At 57.7% G+C, this 19,264-nt stretch carries 17 protein-coding genes and 1 tRNA gene; 13 read left to right on the forward strand and 5 right to left on the reverse strand.

Annotated elements, in window-relative coordinates; all coding sequences use genetic code 11:
• Window positions 1-48 precede the first annotated feature (48 nt).
• The 5 genes from ACR0CR_RS03985 (at window position 49) to ACR0CR_RS04005 (ending at window position 5,738) form a co-directional block, all read left to right on the forward strand.
• Window positions 49-990 (forward strand): LysR substrate-binding domain-containing protein, encoded by a 942-nt coding sequence (locus tag ACR0CR_RS03985; RefSeq protein WP_480596956.1) that lies wholly within the window; start codon window positions 49-51, stop codon window positions 988-990.
• A gap of 242 nt (window positions 991-1,232) precedes the next feature.
• Complete coding sequence (locus tag ACR0CR_RS03990) at window positions 1,233-2,231, forward strand: TRAP transporter substrate-binding protein (RefSeq protein WP_480596958.1); 999 nt, start codon at window positions 1,233-1,235, stop codon at window positions 2,229-2,231.
• 58 nt (window positions 2,232-2,289) lie between these two features.
• Entirely contained in the window at window positions 2,290-2,829 is a 540-nt protein-coding gene (locus ACR0CR_RS03995) for a TRAP transporter small permease (RefSeq protein ID WP_480596960.1), read from the forward strand.
• Window positions 2,826-4,115 (forward strand): TRAP transporter large permease, encoded by a 1,290-nt coding sequence (locus ACR0CR_RS04000; RefSeq protein ID WP_480596962.1) that lies wholly within the window; start codon window positions 2,826-2,828, stop codon window positions 4,113-4,115. Before ACR0CR_RS03995 ends, ACR0CR_RS04000 begins: the two co-directional genes overlap by 4 nt.
• 9 nt (window positions 4,116-4,124) lie before the next feature.
• Window positions 4,125-5,738 (forward strand): N-acyl-D-amino-acid deacylase family protein, encoded by a 1,614-nt coding sequence (locus ACR0CR_RS04005; protein ID WP_480596964.1) that lies wholly within the window; start codon window positions 4,125-4,127, stop codon window positions 5,736-5,738.
• A 106-nt stretch (window positions 5,739-5,844) separates the two neighbouring features.
• Here ACR0CR_RS04005 and ACR0CR_RS04010 read toward each other — a convergent pair whose 3' ends face one another.
• The 4 genes from ACR0CR_RS04010 to ACR0CR_RS04025 form a co-directional block, all read right to left on the reverse strand.
• A complete protein-coding gene (locus tag ACR0CR_RS04010; protein ID WP_480596966.1) occupies window positions 5,845-7,728 on the reverse strand; it encodes an SLC13 family permease in 1,884 nt (627 codons plus the stop codon).
• 211 nt (window positions 7,729-7,939) lie between these two features.
• Window positions 7,940-8,539: a GNAT family N-acetyltransferase gene (locus ACR0CR_RS04015; RefSeq protein WP_480596968.1), complete on the reverse strand. Its 600-nt coding sequence runs from the start codon at window positions 8,537-8,539 to the stop codon at window positions 7,940-7,942.
• 53 nt (window positions 8,540-8,592) lie between these two features.
• Window positions 8,593-8,850, reverse strand: coding sequence for a hypothetical protein (locus tag ACR0CR_RS04020; protein WP_480596970.1), 258 nt, complete (start codon window positions 8,848-8,850; stop codon window positions 8,593-8,595).
• A gap of 40 nt (window positions 8,851-8,890) precedes the next feature.
• A complete protein-coding gene (locus tag ACR0CR_RS04025) occupies window positions 8,891-9,835 on the reverse strand; it encodes a homocysteine S-methyltransferase family protein (protein ID WP_480596971.1) in 945 nt (314 codons plus the stop codon).
• Window positions 9,836-10,023: 188 nt separating this feature from the next.
• Between ACR0CR_RS04025 and ACR0CR_RS04030 the strand changes: the two genes are divergently transcribed.
• Together ACR0CR_RS04030 and ACR0CR_RS04035 are read left to right on the forward strand one after the other, a co-directional pair.
• A complete protein-coding gene (locus tag ACR0CR_RS04030; protein WP_480596973.1) occupies window positions 10,024-10,638 on the forward strand; it encodes a TetR/AcrR family transcriptional regulator in 615 nt (204 codons plus the stop codon).
• A 266-nt stretch (window positions 10,639-10,904) separates the two neighbouring features.
• Complete coding sequence (locus ACR0CR_RS04035; protein ID WP_480596975.1) at window positions 10,905-12,884, forward strand: bifunctional 2',3'-cyclic-nucleotide 2'-phosphodiesterase/3'-nucleotidase; 1,980 nt, start codon at window positions 10,905-10,907, stop codon at window positions 12,882-12,884.
• Window positions 12,885-13,104: 220 nt separating this feature from the next.
• Here the strand turns inward: ACR0CR_RS04035 and ACR0CR_RS04040 are convergent.
• A tRNA-Ser gene (locus ACR0CR_RS04040) sits at window positions 13,105-13,194 on the reverse strand.
• A gap of 201 nt (window positions 13,195-13,395) precedes the next feature.
• Here ACR0CR_RS04040 and ACR0CR_RS04045 point away from each other — a divergent pair.
• Genes ACR0CR_RS04045 through ACR0CR_RS04070 form a run of 6 tightly spaced genes read left to right on the forward strand, consistent with a single transcriptional unit; the run spans window position 13,396 to window position 19,256 of the window.
• The gene (locus ACR0CR_RS04045) at window positions 13,396-14,718 is read left to right on the forward strand and encodes an SPOR domain-containing protein (RefSeq protein ID WP_480596977.1); all 1,323 of its coding nucleotides are present in this window, start codon (window positions 13,396-13,398) and stop codon (window positions 14,716-14,718) included.
• A gap of 16 nt (window positions 14,719-14,734) precedes the next feature.
• A complete protein-coding gene (locus tag ACR0CR_RS04050) occupies window positions 14,735-15,901 on the forward strand; it encodes a D-alanyl-D-alanine carboxypeptidase family protein (protein ID WP_480596979.1) in 1,167 nt (388 codons plus the stop codon).
• Window positions 15,898-16,521 carry a dTMP kinase gene (tmk, locus tag ACR0CR_RS04055; RefSeq protein ID WP_480596981.1) on the forward strand — a complete coding sequence of 208 codons (624 nt, stop codon included), beginning with the start codon at window positions 15,898-15,900 and terminating at the stop codon, window positions 16,519-16,521. The genes ACR0CR_RS04050 and tmk overlap by 4 nt, the downstream gene beginning before the upstream one ends.
• 10 nt (window positions 16,522-16,531) lie before the next feature.
• A complete protein-coding gene (locus ACR0CR_RS04060; RefSeq protein WP_480596983.1) occupies window positions 16,532-17,644 on the forward strand; it encodes a DNA polymerase III subunit delta' in 1,113 nt (370 codons plus the stop codon).
• Window positions 17,645-17,649: 5 nt separating this feature from the next.
• Complete coding sequence (locus ACR0CR_RS04065; RefSeq protein ID WP_480596985.1) at window positions 17,650-18,456, forward strand: TatD family hydrolase; 807 nt, start codon at window positions 17,650-17,652, stop codon at window positions 18,454-18,456.
• The gene (locus tag ACR0CR_RS04070) at window positions 18,453-19,256 is read left to right on the forward strand and encodes an MBL fold metallo-hydrolase (protein WP_480596987.1); all 804 of its coding nucleotides are present in this window, start codon (window positions 18,453-18,455) and stop codon (window positions 19,254-19,256) included. The genes ACR0CR_RS04065 and ACR0CR_RS04070 overlap by 4 nt, the downstream gene beginning before the upstream one ends.
• The last annotated feature ends 8 nt before the right edge of the window (window positions 19,257-19,264 follow it).

The raw sequence follows: 19,264 nt of genomic DNA on the forward strand, positions 1-19,264 counted from the left end.
AAAATAGTATTAGTGTCTGAGTATCTCACAAAAAATATAGGATATAATGTGCGCTTTACCCTAAAACAGCTTCAATATTTCGACGCTGCATTGCGCACCGGATCGATCGCGCGCGCTTCGGTTGAGATGAATATCTCGCAGTCTTCGATCACGGCGGCCATCGACATGATTGAAAGCACGACCGGGGCAGAGCTGTTGCGCCGCATGCCCGCCAAAGGCATCGTGGCAACAGACATGGGAATCGAGATCGGCGCTCGGATTCGCGACTTTCTAGAACAAGCGCGCATTTTCGAATCTGATCTTTTGACGCTGACTGGTGATCCCGCGGGCACCTTGCGCCTAGGTTGCTACGCACCTACCGCGCCTTATGTACTGCCGCCCATCCTCAAACGCATTTCGCAGGAATTTCCGAAGATACGGGTTGAGATCAAGGAAGGCGACATGCTGAGCATGACCGAGATGCTAAACAGCGGCGTTGTCGATCTGGCCCTGACCTATCGCCGCGCGGCCCCCAAGGCCCAACCCTTCCTGCCAATGTTCAAGGCCGCGCCGATCGCGATGATCCCCGATGTCTCGCCACTGGCGCAAAAGACTCGGGTGGCGCTGTCGGAACTGGCTGATCTGCCCATGATTTTATTGGACCTGCCCAATGCCACCGAATACTTCGAGAGTCTTTTCACTGCCGAAGGCCTGCGCCCCCGTATCGCCCACACCACCAAAAGCTCGTCAGTTCTGCGCGGAATGGTTGCGGCAAATCTTGGGTACACCATCCTGAACATCTGCGGCCCCTTGGACCGCAAGGGGCAAAACGGCTATGTGGCGCGGCCGATTGCTGGGGAGCAAGACGCTCCGTATTATGGAGTTGCCTATACCGGGGCTGGCAAACGCTCGGCTCTGGTGCGTAAGGTGCTAGAGACGTGTCGTGAAATCTCGGACCAGGGCGGGTTTGACCACCTGTTAACCTCATCCGTGACGCAGACCGGTCAATAGCCTCAAAAAATGCAAGAATACCCGCAGAAAACAACTGTTTTCTGCATCAATCGGTATTGAGTAGCGTCACCATATCCCACTCACCGAACCGAAGGGCCCCAGACGCCCGTGTTTGGCAAGCCTTGACGCACTAGGATTTGCAAAATTCGACCTGCTCATAATAGGTTTGCGGAACATCAGGAAAAAACGGGGCGGCAAACGGCAAGATCAAACAACAAGAACGCACCAACCAGGAGGACTTCATGAAACTTTGGAACTTGAAATCAGTGACGATGCCGGTTTTGGCATTCGCACTATCCGCCACATCCGCGCTGGCCGCCGATATTACAATGAATGTCGGCTTTGGCGCGCCCGAAGAATCCCTCTATGGTCGGTTCGGCAAGATCTTTCAGGAAAAAGTGGCTGAACACACGGACGGCGCGATCGAGGTCAAGCTGCGTTGCTGCAACCAGATTTCCAGCGAGGATGAGGCGTTCAAGGCCATGCAGCTGGGCACGGTGGACGGTTTCTTCATTACCGCCAACAACGTATCCCCTCATTGGCCGCTGATGGATGTCACGGTTCTGCCATATATTTTCCAGAACGCCGAACACCTGGACCGGGTGCTGAACGGCGAAGTTGGTCAGCAGATGAAAGACCAGTTGCAGGCCGACACCAGCGTCCACCTGCTGGCCTTTGGTCCGGCGCTGTATCGTGATTTCTACAACTCGGTACGCCCGGTGAATACGATGGCCGATATGGAAGGGCTGAAAATCCGCGTGCCCAAGAACGAGGTGATGATCGCCACGTTCGAAGCCTTTGGCGCAAACCCCGTGCCGCTGGCATGGTCGGAAACCCCCACGGCGCTGCAGACCGGAACCGTTGATGGCGGCGACAATGGCACCTCGTTCATCCGCGACATGAAGTTCTTTGAGTTTGAGCCGCATCTGGTCATTCTCGAGCATTTCGTGGCTTTTGCGCCCTTGTTCGCGTCGGACAACTTCATGAAGAAGCTGAACGATGAGCAGCGCGCACAGATCCTGGCTGCCGCCGAAGAGGCCGGTGCGGAGTTTGCAGCGCAAGTCGCGACCGAAACAGAAGAGGTCCGCCAGTGGCTGGTCGATGAAGGCGGCATGGCCCGTACCGATCCGGACCGCACCGACTTTATCGCAGCCGCTCAGGGCGTGCAGCAGGAGTTCGCGGAAAAACGAGGCGAGGATTTCATCGCTTTGGTGAGCGCCATCCAGGCTGCGGCCCAATAAACAAGCTGGGCGCCATCAGGCGCCCTTTTTCGGCCCGAAAAGCGGACGAGGGACAATCATGGCTGCACTAAAGTGGCTCGAACGGCATTTCGAGGAACTGATCTGCTGTACCTGTCTGGCAGTGATCGCTGTGGCGGTCTTTGCACAGGTTGTAGCGCGGTATGTTTTTCAAGTCGCATTGCATTGGACCGAAGAAACGGCCGCCATGTGCATGGTCTGGGCGGTCTATATGGGCGCGTCTCTGTGTGTGCGCGAACGTTTTCACATCCGCATCATGGTGGCGGTGCAGGCTCTGCCCACTGGTTTTGGCAAGATCGTCATTTTCATCGCCGACATTTTCTGGGCGTTCTTTTGCCTGTTCATGCTGAGGATCAGTTGGGATTACCTGACCGTTTTCTGGCGCTTTCCTGAAACCAGCCCCAGTTTGGGCATCAACCAATTCTATCCGCAAACCATTCTGGTGATCGGCTACGGGCTGATGCTGATCCGGCTTGCGCAAACTTATTTCAACTGGTGGCGTGACGGGCGAAACGGCCTGCCGGGTATGCTGGCCGAGGAATGGGAAGCGACCACCAAGGATCAGGAGCATCAGATATGAGTGCTCTGATGGTTCTGGCCATCGCCTTTGTACTGCTGACGGTCATTGGTGTTCCGCTGTTTGTCTCGGTCGGTTTGACCACGGCGCTCGCGCTCTACTTAATCGACATTCCTTACACGCTGATGGCGCAAACCGGATACGGAAGTCTGACGCCCTTTCCCCTGCTGACCATTCCGCTGTTCGTGTTGGCCGGACGATTGATGGAAGTGGGTGGAATGGCCACCCGGATGATCTCAATCGCGACCAACCTTGTGGGGGCCTATCGCGGCTCGATGGGGTTGGTGACGGTCTTTGCTTGTATGCTGTTTGCCGCGCTTTCGGGCTCGGGCCCCGCTACCACGGCAGCCATTGGCTCGGTGACGGTTCCGGCCATGAAGCGCGAAGGCTATGACGTGCCCTTTGCCGCCGCCATTACCGCCAGCGCGGGCGCATTGGGCAGCCTGATCCCGCCCTCGAACCTGCTGATCATTTACGGGCTGGTCTCGGAAACCTCGATCCCGCGCCTGTTTCTGGCGGGGTTAATTCCAGGGGTCATGGTGACAATCTTGCTGATGATCACCACATACATCGTCGCCCGTCGGCGCGGGTACGGAGGCGATGGCGAGCGGTTCTCATGGGGGCCCTTCCTGCGCGCGGCTTGGGACGGCAAATGGTCGATCGGCGCACCGGTTCTGATCCTTGGCGGCATCTACGGAGGGGCCTTCACCCCAACCGAAGCCGCAGGTGTCGCCGTGTTTTATTCGCTGTTCGTCGGCTTCTTCATTTACCGCGAACTGACGATCAAAAAATTGATCGAGGCGCTGCGCTTTACCTCGCTTCTGACCGGCATCCTGATCCTGCTGACACCCACTCTGGCTTTTGGCCAACTGACCGCGTTCTACGACGTGCCTACTGCAGTGCAAGACGGGATCACTTCGATCACCGAAAACAAGTTTCTTGTCCTGTTGCTGATCGGCGTGTTCTACATCTTCATCGGTACATTCATGGAGTCACTGGCCCAGATCGTCCTGTTCACTGCCGTGTTCCTGCCGCTGGTCAGCTCTCTGGGCGTTGATCCGGTGATGTTCGGGATTTTCACCGTCATCACCTGCGAGATCGGGTTCCTGACGCCGCCGTTGGGTGCAAACCTGACGGTTGCGGCACGGATATCCGGCATCTCGATTGAACGCATATCCGTCGCTGTCTTACCGTTCATTCTGGCCTATGTCATCGGTATGGTGATCCTGATCTTTTTCCCAGATCTCACCACCTTCCTGCCCGATTGGCTGTACGGAGAAGCAAAATAGGAGGCTGACATGTTCGATCTTGTTCTAAAAGGCGGCACGATTGTCGATGGCACGGGACAAGGCGGATTTGTCGGCGACGTCGCGGTCACGGGCGAGCGGATCTCTGCAGTGCTGCCCGCGGGCGAATTGGAGACACAAAAAACCGCGCAAGAGATCGATGTTTCTGGCCTCGTGGTCGCGCCGGGATTCATCGACATGCATACCCATTCCGATTTCACCCTGATCGCGGATGGGCGCGCGGAAAGCCAGGTGCATCAAGGGGTAACGACCGAGGTAATTGGCCAATGCGGGATCAGTTGTGCCCCGGTCAACAGTCCTGCTGACATCAGTCGTGTTGCTCCGTGGTATACAGATCAGGCCAAGCACGACACATGGCTGGGCTTTGGAGATTATCTGGACGTTCTGGACAGAACCGAACTGGGTGTGAACGTCATGGCCTTTGTCGGCCACGGGACAGTCCATCGCGCGGTTCTGGGCGACCAGCTGCATCCGGGTGAAGCCGAGGACATAGTCGAAATGGCCCGTCTGGTGGATCAGTGCATGGATGAAGGCGCAGGAGGCTTTTCCTCGGGGTTGGAATACTTCCCTGGAAGCCTTGCCTCGCCCGAGCACTTGGTACCGATGTGCGAGGTCGCGGCGAAGCACAAACGCCTTTACGCCACCCATGTGCGCAACCGCGATACCCATTACGATCTGGGATTTGCCGAAGCCATCGCCACAGCCAGGCAATCCGGTGCCAAACTGCAGATCAGCCATATCCAACCGAAATTCGGTGCACCGGATTATGCGATGGACCACACCCTGGAGATGATCGAACTGGCCCGTCGCCACGATGTTGACATTGCCTTTGACGTCATACCGCATGACTGGAACCATACTTTGATGGCTGCGATCTTGCCTAAATGGGCGCAGGCCGGGTCGGTCGATGATGTCCTCAAGCGGTTGGCCGATCCCGAAGCCCGCGAAAAGATCAAAGCCAACCCGCAACCGATGTGGTTGATCGTCAAGGCCGAGAAATGGTCGGACATCATCCTGCTGAATGCCACCATCAACAAAGACATCGTCGGGGCAGACTTCGCCGAGATCGGGCGGATGCGCAATTGCCATCCCTATGACGCGGTGCTGGATATCCTGCTGGAAGAAGGCGACAACCTGATGGCCTGCATGTGGTCATCCAAATCGTTTCGCAACTCGGATGTCGAGCTGTGTCTGGAGCAAGCTGAATGCGCGGTGATCTCGGACACCGTGGCCATCGCGAACGAGGGTATTCTGAAAGACCACATCGGGTCTCTGTCCGGCTACGGTTGGGCGGCCCGGTTCCTGCAATATTATGTGCGCGACAAAGCTGCGCTGACCTTGGAACAAGGGATCGCCAAACTGACGTCGATCCCGGCGGATCGCCTTGGATTGAAGGATCGCGGGCGACTGCGCGCAGGCAATCAGGCAGATATCTGTGTGTTTGATCAGGTCAATATCGCCAGTAACGCAACGGCGAAGAACCCGCGTCGCTATGCATCTGGAATCGCCCATGTTCTGGTCAACGGACAGCTCTCGATGAAAAATGGCGCGCGCACCGCTGTCAACTCCGGCCGGGTTTTGCGCGAATTTGCTGCTGCAACGTGATCTGTCAGGCCACGTTGTTCGGGTTGCATTGAAACCAACCGCCGAAAGGCTGTTTGACATTCATCGCAAACCAAAGCGGATTTCAAATGCCAGCCTTCTTCGGGCGTTAGTACAACAGGTTGAGCATCAGCAGCGAAACAATCAGGAACAGGATGGTCATGACGCCGCCTGACCGCACAAAGTCCATCACCTTGTACCCCGCAGGCCCCATGATCAGTGCGTTAACCTGATGGGTCGGAATGATGAAGCTGTTCGAGGTCGATATGGCCACCGTAAGGGCAAAAACAGCAGGGTTGCCCCCAGCCGCAACTGCGATCGACACGGCAAGCGGCACCAGTAGAACGGTTGCTCCGACATTCGACATCACAAGCGAGAACGCGGTCGCTAGTATTGCGACCCCGGCCTGAAGCGCCCAGATCGGCCAACCGTTCAGCACGATCAGAATTTGTTGCGCAATCCAGGCGGCAGTCCCAGTGTTTTGCACGGCTTGCCCAAGCGGGATCAGGCAGGCAAGCAGAAACACCGTGTTCCATCCGACGGCCCGATATGCCTCATCCACACTTAGAACGCGGGTCAGCATCATCCCAGCCGCCCCGGTCAAAAGGCAAAGCGAAAGCCGAACGTCGGTGAACAAAATCAGCGATAGCGAGATCGCGAAGAACGCCAAAGCCCAGCCCACCTTCTGGGGCCGCAACTCATCCTGGGGAAAATCCGTTGTCACGACGACAAAATCCGGGTCCCGTTTGATCCGCATCAGGTTGTCCCATCTGGTATGCGCGACCAACATGTCCCCGGCATGGAACGCCTCGAGCCCGATCTGCGTTGATTGATGTGTGTCAGTTTCAACGTGGCTGAGCGTTTCCTCACCTCTGTGAATGGCCAGCAGCGACATGCCGTATGTCTTGCGAAACAGAAGTTCTCGCGGACACTTGCCGATCAGTTTGCTGTCCGGCGTCACGACAACTTCGGCAATCCCTGCGTTTGTCGGCGCGAATTCTTCGACAAAGATATCCAGCTCTGGCAGAACCGTCAGGCCAAACTTCTGGGCAAACTCCTCGACAACCCAGCGCCGCCCGATGATGGCCAACCGGCACGGAGCGGCTATTTCGGCGGTAAGAACCTGAACCATCGACGTTTTGCCGCGATAAAAGGTTGAGATTATGTACAAGTGGTTTTCATGGTTGATATCCGCCAGCACCTGTCCAACCAGCGGGCTGTCCGCGGGTACGACCACCTCAAAAACATCGGCTTTCAGACCGTAGACCCGTTGCAGATATTCCTGCGTACCCTGTCCTGTTCCCGTATTGTCCGAGCCGGTTTCGCCCGGCAGTACCCAACGCCCGAGCAGCAGAAAATACCCGATCCCGGTCAGGATCAAAGCCACCCCGATTGGTGTCACAGAGAACAGGCCAAACGGCTGGATTTTCTGCCCTTCGGGCAGCCCATCGTTCGCTGTCAAAACCAGATCGTTGAGCAAGATCAAAGGTGACGAACCGACCATCGTCATCGTGCCGCCTAAAATCGCGCAAAAGCCCATGGGCATCAAAAGGCGCGAAAGTGGAATTCCCGATCTTGAAGATATTCGGCTGACCACAGGCAGAAACAGCGCCGCCGCGCCGACATTTTGCATGAATGATGAGATCACGCCGACCGTACCCGAAACGATTGGCAACACCCGGTTTTCCGCCGTGCCACCGTATTTCAGAATAACCGCCGCCACTTTGTTCATGATGCCGGTCTTGTCCAGGCCCGCGCCGACGATCATGACCGCGATGATCGAAATCACGGCGTTTGAGGCAAACCCATCAAAGAGGTGAGTCACGTCCGCCAGGTTCCCCAGCCCCGGCGCGTAGCTAAGCAGCCCGACCAGCACCAAAACCAAAATGGCCGAGAGATCAATTCTGACAATCTCTGATACGAACAGGAATACGGTGAACGCCAACAGCGCGCAAACGACTCCCATCTCAAACGTAAAAACCAGCTGTTCCACAGAATTCACAAGGGTATTGTCTTCACATAATCTACCGTGAACATCTAGACGATCGCGAGGCTCTTGTCATGACGTTTCGATTTCGCGCTAGAAAACGCAACATAATTACCCCCAGTCATGAACCGACGCGCTCGGCAGATAGTCAAGCGTGACCCCTATGGGTGGTCCAAGCCGGTCTCAGCCCACCATAGCTGAGACCGGCGGATCAGCGCTACTTTGCTAGCCGCTTTTTCAACAGCAACACGTCTCCGGTGTAATAAGGCGGGGACGGATGCAATCGCACCGGCTCGCTGGCCACGACCCTGTAGCCAAGCCGCTCGTACAGACGCACTGCGCCCGTATTCTGACCGTAGACCTGTATGCTCATTTCTTCAAAACCGTTAACCAGCGCCTGATCCTCGGCCGCTTGCATAAGTCGGCTGCCAGTGCCACGGTTTTGCGCTTCGGCAAATACGGCAAGCGCGTTGATGTACCACGTGCCGACCGATTGCGCTTCGAGAGTGACAAACGGTGCAATCGGCGGCGGAAGGTCGTTGGGATCATCTTCAGGCGCATGTGAGATCGCGTAGCTCAGCACCATGCCTGCAGGTCGGCTGTTCTGTTCTGCAATCAAAGCGTTCGTATATGAAAACCCGCCGCTGGTGCGCTTGGCGCGTTCGGCTCCGATGTCCAACGGGTGCTGCCCCTCGACACAGGCGCGGGTCCACAGCCAGATGGGGATGCCCTCGCCCGCGAGGTTGATCAACTCCGCCAACGCCCTGGCGTCCTGAACCTTGGCGCTTCGGATTGTACTGGTCGTTTGAATGTTCATAACTCGTTTCCTTACTTCACTTTTTAAGTTGGTCGACGCGTCGTCGGCCGGTGCTACGTCGGCTCGGGAAATTGTCCGTCTTCGACAGGCCCCACAGGGGCGCCGGAGTCCCATTCAAGATGGTTACGCTCGTCCACCTCGGCATGGCGGCGTTTGATCCGGTCTACCGAAGATTCAAAACCGGGTTGATCTCCGTGAGACGCGCGAGCTTCAGCGGTTGAAATTAGCGTTTGTTTTTTGTTGTCAGAGCCCTCGGCAAAGACGGGGCCCACCAGAAAGAATGGGAAAATGGTCATCAGGGTCTTAAGCACTGTAACGCCCTATTTTAACTGGATTGGTTGGTAGAGAAAATCAGGCAGCAGTCCTGGCCGGATCCTGTCCGGCGATGCAACCGACATGCCGGTGATCGGTGCCACAGCACCCTCCGACCACGCGGATGTTTGGCAGATAGGTCAGAAGCTCGGTGCTTAGTTGACCAAGCTCAACCGGGTCGCCATCGTCCAGAACCTTGGCCTCATCGAGTTCCGCGTGGCTCATGCGTGACGCGTTCGAACGGAGGCCACCAATCCGGCGCGTCCACGCGGCGTCGGCATCCAGAATGTGCCGGAAGTGATCGGGGTGCGCGCAGTTGATCATGTAATAAAGCGGCCCATTATCTGTGGCTGCATCAACCTCGGCGATGGCATCCGCCAAAGACTGTCCGGACGGCAGATGCCCATCAATTTCAAGCGTAAAGGCAATGACAACCGGCACATCGATTTCCTTGGCCGCCTTAACGATGCCGGTGGCCTCGCTGGCATGGGTCAGGGTCATCGCGCTGATCATGTCCACTCCGGCCGCACCCAATGCGTGCACCTGCGGCGCGTGGATCGACTGGGCATCCTCAGCCGAAACTGCGGCTCCGGGTGCATACGCATCGCCCGCTGGACCAACCAGACCGTTGATCAGGATCGGACAGGCATCGCTTTCGTGCGTGTCGCGCAGGTCGGACACAAAGGCAACGGCCCGATAGTTTGTGTCCATGACCTTTCCAACGGATTGCCCCAGCGGCCCGGCCCATGCCGTACCCGCTCGCCATGTCGGCGCATCCAGAATGAATCCGCGTCCGGAAGATTTGGCGATTGAGATGAACCGCTCGAAATAGTCGGTCAGGTCCGCCCGCCCCTGCTCGGTGTCCAGCAGCACAGCCGCTGAAAAACAAGGGAGATCATACCCTTTGTCGAAAATCAGAAATGTCTCAAGCCCGCCATCTGACAGGAAAAAGCGGCGCGTTTCCGTAAGTCTTTGAATTCGCATTAAAGTGGTCCTTTCTTGTTCAATACGTAAGACCTAACGCCGCCAGTGCCTGTCAGATAGTTGTCGCATGGTCCGGTTGTGCGAGAATTGTTTTTACCGTATTTTCAGAGACTAAGCCCAAGCTTGATGCCGCCATTTTGGGCCGAACCCTCGGGAACTGGACTCGCAGTACAGTCGGAGCGTCAGAGATGGACCAGAAAGTCGATACCCGCAGCCGGATATTGGATATCGCCGAGGCTTCGGTTCTTGAGAAAGGGTTCGAGGCGACCTCGATCGAGGAGATCGTTGCTGGCGCCGAGATTTCGCGTGGCGGCTTTTTTTATCATTTCAAAGACAAGAACGCCCTCGCCCGCGCCATGCTAGAGCGGTACATCGAAGTGGAAAACGCGCTGTATGATGATTTGTTCGCCCGCGCGCGCGAGTTGAACGACGACCCGCTGCACTGCATGCTCATCGGCCTAAAGCTGCTGGCTGAAATGCTGCAAGAGATGCCGACCGGCCATCCGGGCTGTGTCATTGCTTCAACCGCCTATCAGGATCGATTGTTTGACGAAGGCGTTCGCGAGTTAAACCGACAAGCCATTCTTGGCTGGCGCAAACGTTTCCGCGGAATGTTCGAAGAGATCGCCGCTGTTTATGAACCGAACGAACCGGTCAATATGGATGCCCTGGGCGATATGGTGTCGGGTGTGGTCGAAGGCGGGCTTGTCCTACAGCGAGCCCTGCGCGAACACAACAATGCCTCGGAACAGATCATGTTGTTCCGGACCTATCTGAAACTGTTGTTTTCGCCAAAAACCTGAATGCTGCTGTTTGAATGCTTATGAAGCAGTTAGATGAATGCGCAGCATTGCACCACACAGATTTGCAGCCGTTGGCATACACCGAACAGGCTTTCGCCCAGTATCTCCGTCATTGCCAAGCCGTTTAAAGCGCGCGAAACTAGAGTATGGTATAGCGCACTACCACCTCCAAAACGAAGCGCCTGCAGTGACGGCAAACTGTGTCACACGGTTGTTGCCCAAGGCCTGCAAATAGCGCGTTGACCAACAACCTTGAAAGGTGATCCATGTCCTTCTCCAGCCGCTCTTCAATTTCGCGTCGCCAGTTTCTTGCCACAACAACCGCAAGTGCTGCGGCCATCACACTGCACCCCTTCTCTGCTGCTGCTGCCAGCAACCAGGCGCATTTGCGGATCATGGAAACCACGGATATCCACGTCCACGTCTTCCCGTACGACTACTACGCCGACAAACCCCGCGACACGGTGGGCTTGTCGCGCACCGCTTCGATCATCAACGAGATCCGGTCAGAGGCGACGAATTCGCTGTTGGTCGACAATGGTGATTTTCTACAGGGCAACCCGATGGGCGACTACATCGCTTATGAGCGCGGCATGAAAGAGGGTGACAGCCACCCGATCATCACGGCATTCAATACGGTCGGTTATGATGCCGCGACGCTGGGCAACCACGAATTCAACTATGGCCTCGAGTTTTTGGACAAATCATTGGCCGGTGCCGACTTCCCGGTAGTTCTTGCCAATGTGGCAAAAGAGAAAGGCGCGAACCCGCGCGATGACAAGACTTTGGTAAAGCCTTACGCCATTCTGGATCGTGAGATCGAAATGGGCGATGGCACCAAGCATCCTATTAAAATCGGGGTGATCGGCTTTACGCCCCCGCAGATCATGAACTGGGATCGCAAGCATCTGGAAGGCAATGTTGAGGCCCGCGATATCGTCGAGACCGCGAAAGCCTATGTGCCCGAAATGAAGGAACAGGGATGCGATCTGATCATCGCTCTGTCGCATTCGGGGATTGGTGACGCCAATCATGCAGACGGGATGGAGAACGCCTCGGTTGTATTGGCCGGTCTCGACGGCATCGACGCGCTGGTTACTGGCCACAATCACCTGGTCTTCCCTTCCGCGACCTTTGCGGATCGCCCTGGCATCGATGTGGAAAAGGGCACGCTGATGGGCAAGCCTGCCGTCATGGGCGGCTTCTGGGGATCACATCTTGGCCTGCTTGACTTGCTGTTGGAGCGCGACGGAAATGAGTGGCGCGTGGTGACCACCACATCCGAAGCGCGCCCCATCTCCAAGCGCAACGAAGACCGCTCGATCACTGCGTTGGTCGGGGACGATCAGAAGGTTCTGGATTCGGTTGCGCAGGATCATGACGAGACGCTGGCCTATGTGCGACGCGCGGTTGGCAAGACGTCTGCGCCTCTGCACAGCTATTTCGCGCTGGTTGCCGATGACCCATCCGTTCAGATCGTGTCGATCGCCCAGAAATGGTACATTGACGAGATGTTGAAAGGCACCGAGCACGAAGGTCTGCCCATCCTGTCGGCTGCGGCCCCCTTCAAGGCCGGTGGCCGTGGTGGCCCGGAATACTACACCGATGTTCCCGTTGGTGACGTCGCCATTAAGAACGTGGCCGACCTGTATCTCTATCCGAACACGGTTCGCGCGGTACGCGTTAACGGGGCTCAGGTGCGCGGCTGGCTGGAGCGATCAGCTGGTATGTTCAATCAGGTCGAAGCTGGGTCCAAGGACGCTATCCTTCTGAACCCGGAATTCCCGTCCTACAATTTCGACGTGATGGACGGTGTGACCTACCAGATCGACCTGTCCCAACCGTCGCGCTTCGGCCCCAAAGGCGAAGAGGTCAACCCTGATGCCGCGCGGATCGTGAACCTGATGTTCAACGGCGAACCGGTCACGGATGACATGGAGTTCATCATCGCCACCAACAACTATCGTGCATCCGGCGGCGGCTCGTTCCCTGGTGCGCTGGGTGACACCATCGTGTTCGAGGCCCCCGACACCAACCGCGACGTCATTGTGCGCTATATCGTGGAACAGGGCACAATCGATCCGAAAGCTGACGCGAACTGGTCGTTTGCGCCGCTTGAGAACACAACAGTGCTGTTTGAAACCGGCCCGAAGGCGCGGGATTACATGAATGACGTCAAAGGTGTCCAAATCGAGGACGCCGGCGACGGCGCAGACGGTTTTGCAGCGTTCCGCATCAAACTCTGATCCAAGTGCCTCGTGTCATTGAGGCCTTGTCTGCCGCCGGTTCATTCGGGCGGCAGGCTTGTTTGAGGCTGTGTCCGACAGCGCCTCACGCCAAGACAGAGGCGCAATGGGCCTAAAGGCGGTAAAGCTGCGAAACGCAAAGGCTCTCATCGTTCATTCAGAACGGCTGTCACCCAGAAATTAGTTCGGAAAACCGTTGGTCTTTCTGATGAAAGTCCTGTGGCGGGGAGACAGGGATTCGAACCCTGGGAACGCTCTCACGTTCAACGGTTTTCAAGACCGCCGCATTCGACCACTCTGCCACCTCCCCGCGTAAAGCCTCGTCTACGGTGAGTTGAAACCGGAGGCAAGTCACAATGTGGGAAAACTTGCCGAAGATACCGCAGCGGTCTTTCCATGACACAACTGGCGCGTTATTGTCTGCACAGAGGACCGCGCTAGACTGGCAAAAGAACCAGCGACAGCGGTTGAGGCGCGGCCCGTTGGGCCTTGTCAGGCAAGGGATGAAACGATGAAGCGAGCGACCAGCAAACGCCCTAAGCCGCAGCGGCTGGCGTTAGTGGCCTTGTGCATGACAGCATTGGCAGGCTGCGAGGAAGGGTTCAATCTGCAAGAGCCCGACGCTAAAGAAGCGACAGAGGAAGGCACAGTCGGCAAAAAGACGGTTGAACTGTTCCCTGAGACCGCTTCCGGTTCTCAACGCGATGTCGAGGCGCCAGAGGTGTTTCAGGTGACGGATGCCGGATTGTGGGACGGTCGCCCCTCGTTGGGTGGCATTTGGGTCGCACATCCGGATGTCGATCAACCTCAGCGGGTGCTGATCAAAAATACCTCCAATGACAAATCGATAACTGGTGCGTTGTTCCGTAGGGATCGAAATCTGCCTGGACCTGCCCTTCAGGTTTCGTCGTCTGCAGCAACCGAACTTGGCATGCTGGCCGGATCGCCTGCCAGAATTCAGGTTGTAGCATTGCGGCGGGAAATCATTGTCCCCGAAGCTCCGGCGGAGGACGCGCAGCCAGCGGACACCTCGCAAACGGCGGCAGCAGAGACGCCCGAAGCCTCGGCCAACGCTGATGAACCGGAAAAGCCAGCCAAGCGGAAGTGGTGGCAGAAAAAACCAGCGGCTGAGGCGGATGCGGCGGTCGCCGTCGCAACCGGGGCCGCCGCGGCGACTGCGATTGCAACGTCGTCGGACGAAACGGCCGACACGCCGACCGAAAGCGCCGAACTTTCGCAAGACGTGGAAACGGCGGAAGCCGAAAAACCGGCCAAGCGGAAATGGTGGCAGAAAAAGCCCGCCGAAGAAAGTGTTGCTGCGGCTGACGTTGCAGTGGCCGGAGCCGCCGCGGGCACAGCCGCTGCCGAGGTGGCCGAAGAAGGCGCTGCAGTAGAAACGCAAACAGCAGCTCTGACTGATCCCGAGGTAACTGCCCCCGCTGAAAAGCCCGCGAAACGGAAGTGGTGGCAAAAGAAAAAGCCCGACGAAATCACCACGACGAATCTTGATCCTATCGCTGGTGCGGAAGCGGCGATTGAGGCTGCCGATCCAACGCCAGTTGCGGCACCAGCTGCGGAAACTGCGGCCACGACATCCCCACTGGCCAAGCCCTTCGTACAGGTCGGCACGTTCAGCGTTCAGGAAAACGCCAACAGCGCGGCTCAGAAAGTCAAACGAAACGGTCTTTCCGCGCAAGTGTCCGAGCTCAAAACGGACGAAAATTCGGTCTGGCGCGTGTTGGTCGGCCCGGCTACAACCCGTGCAGAACGGCGGGCATTGCTGTCGGACGTTAAGGACCTTGGGTTCACCGACGCCTTTATCGCCAAAAAATGAAGAAAGGAGATCCAGAATGCTGACGGCACTGCGATCAACAACTTTCGCTTTTGGACTGGCTTTGTTGGCGTTGCCAGCGCATGCGTTCGATACGCAGGCAAAGGCGGCCTATGTCATGGACCAGAAAACCGGCACGGTCCTGCTGTCAAAAGAGGCGGATCAGCCGCTGCCCCCCGCATCAATGTCCAAGCTGATGACGTTGTATGTTGCATTTGAGGCGCTGCGGGAAGGACGCCTGACACTATCCGAAACTCTGCCCGTCTCGGAACACGCCATGAGCTATGGCGGATCGACCATGTTCTTGAACACGCAGGATCGCGTCACTGTCGAAGACTTGCTGCGTGGCATTATCGTTCTGTCGGGCAATGATGCCTGTGTGGTAATTGCCGAAGCGCTCAGCCCGGATGGTACTGAGGCCGGGTTTGCTCGCTATATGACTCAGCGCGCCCAACAACTTGGGATGAATGACTCGAACTTTGCCAACTCTAATGGCTGGCCCGCCGCAGGACATATGATGTCTGTCCATGACCTGGCCGTACTGGCAGACCGGTTGATCACCGATTTCCCCGAGTATTATCCGTTGTTTGCCGAGGAAGAATTCGAGTTTGATGGTCGCGCGCCCTCGAACTCTCGCAACCGCAACCCCCTGCTCAAACTGGGGATCGGCGCGGATGGTTTAAAAACCGGCCACACGCAAGAGGCCGGGTATGGCCTTGTCGGATCAGCCAAGCAAGGCGACCGCAGGGTGGTCTTTGTCCTTTCGGGCCTCGACAGCACTGCCCGTCGCGCAGAGGAGGCTGAGGCCGTGGTTAACTGGTCGTTTCGAAATTTTGTCGAGAGGACAGTTGCCAACGCGGATACGCCAATAGCCGAAGCCCAGGTTTGGATGGGTGCGCAAAAGACGGTTGGATTGGTGCCCGAGGGCGACATGACGCTTCTGTTCCCTGTTCTGGGCGACAAGAATATCGAGGCCGAAGTTGTGTATGACGGGCCGATCAATGCCCCCATTGCCAAGGGTCAACAACTGGCGGAACTGGTCATTCAGCCCGAAGGGTTACCGGAAATCCGCCGCCCGCTGGTGGCTGCGCAGGATGTCCCCGCCGGAGGTTTCGTGGTGCGCATGCTGACCGTAGGCGGCATTGTCCTGACCGACGTTATCGGCAACCCGCTGGATGCATTGTGACAGCAGCCGGGTTGTTTCTGACATTCGAAGGCATCGACGGATCAGGCAAGTCCTCGCAGGCGCGCCTGCTGGCAGACCATTTGCGTGGTTTGGGCCACGATGTCGTGCTGACGCGCGAACCCGGCGGCTCGCCCGGGGCCGAGGAAATCCGTAGGCTGGTTCTGGAAGGTGACCCGGACCGCTGGTCTGCCGAGACGGAAATCCTGCTTTTTACCGCCGCCCGGCGTGACCACCTTGAACGCACGATTGAACCTGCGCTGGCAGCGGGAAAAGTCGTGATTTGTGACCGGTTTGCGGATAGCACCCGTATGTATCAGGGTTTGTCGCGCGGAAATTTGCGGGGGCTGGTGGATCAGTTGCACACGCTCATGATCGGTCGCGAACCAGACATGACTGTCTTGATCGACATGGATCCTGAAACCGGTCTTTCACGCGCCAAAGGGCGACAGGGCACAGAAGAGCGCTTCGAAGATTTTGGCCTCGACCTACAGAAAAAGATGCGCGCAGGCTTTTTGTCCCTGGCTGACGAGTTTCCGGCCCGGTTTCGCGTGATCGACGGTAACCGAGACATGGACAGCGTGGCCCGCGATGTGACAGATATCGTTCTGCAAGCCTTGTGACAAACGATTGATGAGCGACGACACCCCAACCCCGGACCAAGCCCCCGGAGCACCGCACCCGCGCGAAACCCGGCGCCTGTTCGGGCAAGCCGAAGCCGAGCAAGCATTTCTGAGCGCTTACGCGTCTGACAGGTTACATCACGGATGGTTGCTGACCGGCCCGCGCGGGGTTGGCAAAGCGACGCTGGCCTGGCGAATTGCCAAGTTTCTGCTGGCGACGCCTGTCGCCCAGGATGACGGGCTTTTCGATGCCCCACCTCCGCCCGGAACGCTTGAGGTTGATGACAACCACCCGATAGCGCATCGCATACAGGCCGGAGCGGAACCCGGGCTGGCCGCCATTACTCGGTCGGTGAACGATCAGGGCCGGTTGCGGAACGAGATCGTGGTGGACGATATCCGCAAGCTGGGCAAATTTTTCGGGCTGTCCTCGGCGGATGGCGGACGCAGGGTCGTCATCGTCGATTCGGCTGACGAGATGAATGTCAGCGCCGCCAATGCCCTACTGAAAATGCTTGAGGAACCTCCGGCGCGCACGACCCTTTTGCTGATTTCACACCAACCCTCGCGTCTGTTGCCGACGATCCGGTCGCGGTGCCGAACGCTGCGCCTGTCGCCCTTGGGACCCGAGGACATGCAGGACGCTTTGGTGCAATCCGGTGCCGATGCGCCCGGCAACCCAGACCATTTGTCCGCGCTGGCAGCGGGTTCGGTTGGCGACGCCGTCCGCCTGATCACTCTCGATGGGCTGGAGATTTATGCCGAGATTATCGCCATCCTTGGCACCCTGCCCCGCATGGACCGTCAGCGCGCGCTGAAGCTGGCCGAGGCCGCAGCCCAACGCGGTGCGGCTGACCGATTTGAACTGTTGCTGACATTGATTGACGTGGCCTTGTCACGACTTGCTCTGACGGGCGCCACCGGTGCGCCACCCGCGCCCGAAGCTGCCCCGAACGAGGCCGAAGTCCTTTCTCGTCTATCCCAGTCCCCCCATCAGGCTCGCAAATGGGCCGAGGCGGCTGCTATTATCACAGCCCGCGCGCGACATGGTCAGGCGGTGAACCTTGACCCTGCTGCTTTGGTCCTAGATACGGTGTTCAAGATACAGGAAACCGCCGGTTAGAGCAGATGAGCGACACACCGCAAATTACCGACAGCCATTGCCATCTGGACTTTCCGGACTTTGACGGGCAACTGGACGAAATCATCGCAAATGCAGTCCAGGCTGGTGTCACCCGCATGGTCACGATCTGCACCCGTCTGCGCAACGAGCCAACCGTCCGGACCATTGCCGAAGCCCATGCACCGGTCTTCTACGCCGCTGGGACCCACCCCATGAGTGCCGCCGACGAGCCAATGGCCACGGTGGACGAACTGGTCACCTTGTCTCGGCATCCCAAATTCGTGGGTATCGGTGAGTCCGGGCTGGACTATCACTACACCGCTGACAGCGCAGATGTGCAGAAGCAATCTCTACGCGTCCATATCGAGGTCGCTCAGCGCACCGGCCTGCCGTTGATCATCCACGCGCGCGCCGCGGATGCGGACATGGCCCGCATTCTGACAAAAGAGTACCGCAACGCGCCTTATTCCTGTGTGATGCATTGCTTTTCTTCGTCGGCTGAGCTGGCCAAGGCGGCGCTGGATTTGGGTTTCTATCTGTCCATGTCAGGCATCGCCGCCTTCCCCAAAAGTCAGGATTTGCGCGATATCTTCGCCGCCGCACCCGTCGACCGCATTCTCGTCGAAACCGACGCGCCTTATCTCGCCCCGCCTCCATACCGTGGCAAACGAAACGAGCCTGCCTACACCGCACATACGGCGCGCAAAGGGGCCGAAGTGTTCGGCATGGACTATGCCTCATTTGCCGCGCAAACCCAGGCCAATTTCGACCGTCTGTTTTCCAAGGCCGCAACCTATCGGGCCGCCGCATGAGCGAGCTTCGCTGTACGATCCTCGGCTGCGGTTCATCCGGAGGCGTGCCCCGGCTTGGCGGTCATTGGGGTGACTGCGATCCGGACAACCCCAAAAACCGACGGCGGCGTTGCTCTTTGCTGGTTGAACGTGACGGGCCGGATGGTACCACGTCCGTTTTGATCGACTCGTCTCCGGACATGCGCAGCCAGTTGCTGGACACCGAAACCGGACGGCTCGACGGTGTCGTATACACCCATGCACATGCGGATCATGTGAACGGCATCGACGATCTGCGCATGATCGTCTTCAACATGCGGTCCCGCGTTCCGGTTTATGCGGATGGCGACACACAAAACGCGCTGCTTAGCCGGTTTGGATATGCGTTCATTCAACCCGACGGCTCGCCTTACCCTCCGATACTGGAGCTCCATGGGATTGACGGACCGTTCGAAATCGAAGGTCCCGGAGGCCCAATTCCATTTCATCCTTTTCGGGTAAATCACGGTTCAATCGATTCATTAGGTTTCAGGATCGGCGATCTGGTCTATCTGCCGGATGTGGCTGATCTTTACGAAGAAAGCTGGCCGGCACTGGAAGGTCTGGATTGCCTGATCATAGACGCGCTGCGCCGCGCACCCCATCCAACCCACACGCATCTTGAGAAAACGCTGGGCTGGATAGATCAGTTGAAACCCAAGCGCGCCGTGCTGACCAATATGCATATTGACCTCGACTACGCGACGCTCGATGCGGAAACGCCCGCGAACATCACCCCTGCCTATGACGGAATGGTGATCCGGCAACCGCTGAGGGCCTGACACCTGAC

This window comes from Ruegeria sp. AM2 (assembly GCF_056540685.1).

What these genes read in the sequence shown, in the direction of transcription:
- ACR0CR_RS04030 (WP_480596973.1), top strand. Translation starts at nt 10,024, where the DNA reads ATGGACCAGAAAGTCGATACCCGCAGCCGGATATTGGATATCGCCGAG.
- ACR0CR_RS04065 (WP_480596985.1), top strand. Translation starts at nt 17,650, where the DNA reads ATGAGCGACACACCGCAAATTACCGACAGCCATTGCCATCTGGACTTT.
- ACR0CR_RS03995 (WP_480596960.1), top strand. Translation starts at nt 2,290, where the DNA reads ATGGCTGCACTAAAGTGGCTCGAACGGCATTTCGAGGAACTGATCTGC.
- ACR0CR_RS04070 (WP_480596987.1), top strand. Translation starts at nt 18,453, where the DNA reads ATGAGCGAGCTTCGCTGTACGATCCTCGGCTGCGGTTCATCCGGAGGC.
- ACR0CR_RS03990 (WP_480596958.1), top strand. Translation starts at nt 1,233, where the DNA reads ATGAAACTTTGGAACTTGAAATCAGTGACGATGCCGGTTTTGGCATTC.
- ACR0CR_RS04045 (WP_480596977.1), top strand. Translation starts at nt 13,396, where the DNA reads ATGAAGCGAGCGACCAGCAAACGCCCTAAGCCGCAGCGGCTGGCGTTA.
- ACR0CR_RS04035 (WP_480596975.1), top strand. Translation starts at nt 10,905, where the DNA reads ATGTCCTTCTCCAGCCGCTCTTCAATTTCGCGTCGCCAGTTTCTTGCC.
- ACR0CR_RS04050 (WP_480596979.1), top strand. Translation starts at nt 14,735, where the DNA reads ATGCTGACGGCACTGCGATCAACAACTTTCGCTTTTGGACTGGCTTTG.
- ACR0CR_RS04025 (WP_480596971.1), bottom strand. Translation starts at nt 9,835, where the DNA reads ATGCGAATTCAAAGACTTACGGAAACGCGCCGCTTTTTCCTGTCAGAT.
- ACR0CR_RS04060 (WP_480596983.1), top strand. Translation starts at nt 16,532, where the DNA reads ATGAGCGACGACACCCCAACCCCGGACCAAGCCCCCGGAGCACCGCAC.
- ACR0CR_RS04015 (WP_480596968.1), bottom strand. Translation starts at nt 8,539, where the DNA reads ATGAACATTCAAACGACCAGTACAATCCGAAGCGCCAAGGTTCAGGAC.
- ACR0CR_RS04005 (WP_480596964.1), top strand. Translation starts at nt 4,125, where the DNA reads ATGTTCGATCTTGTTCTAAAAGGCGGCACGATTGTCGATGGCACGGGA.
- ACR0CR_RS04000 (WP_480596962.1), top strand. Translation starts at nt 2,826, where the DNA reads ATGAGTGCTCTGATGGTTCTGGCCATCGCCTTTGTACTGCTGACGGTC.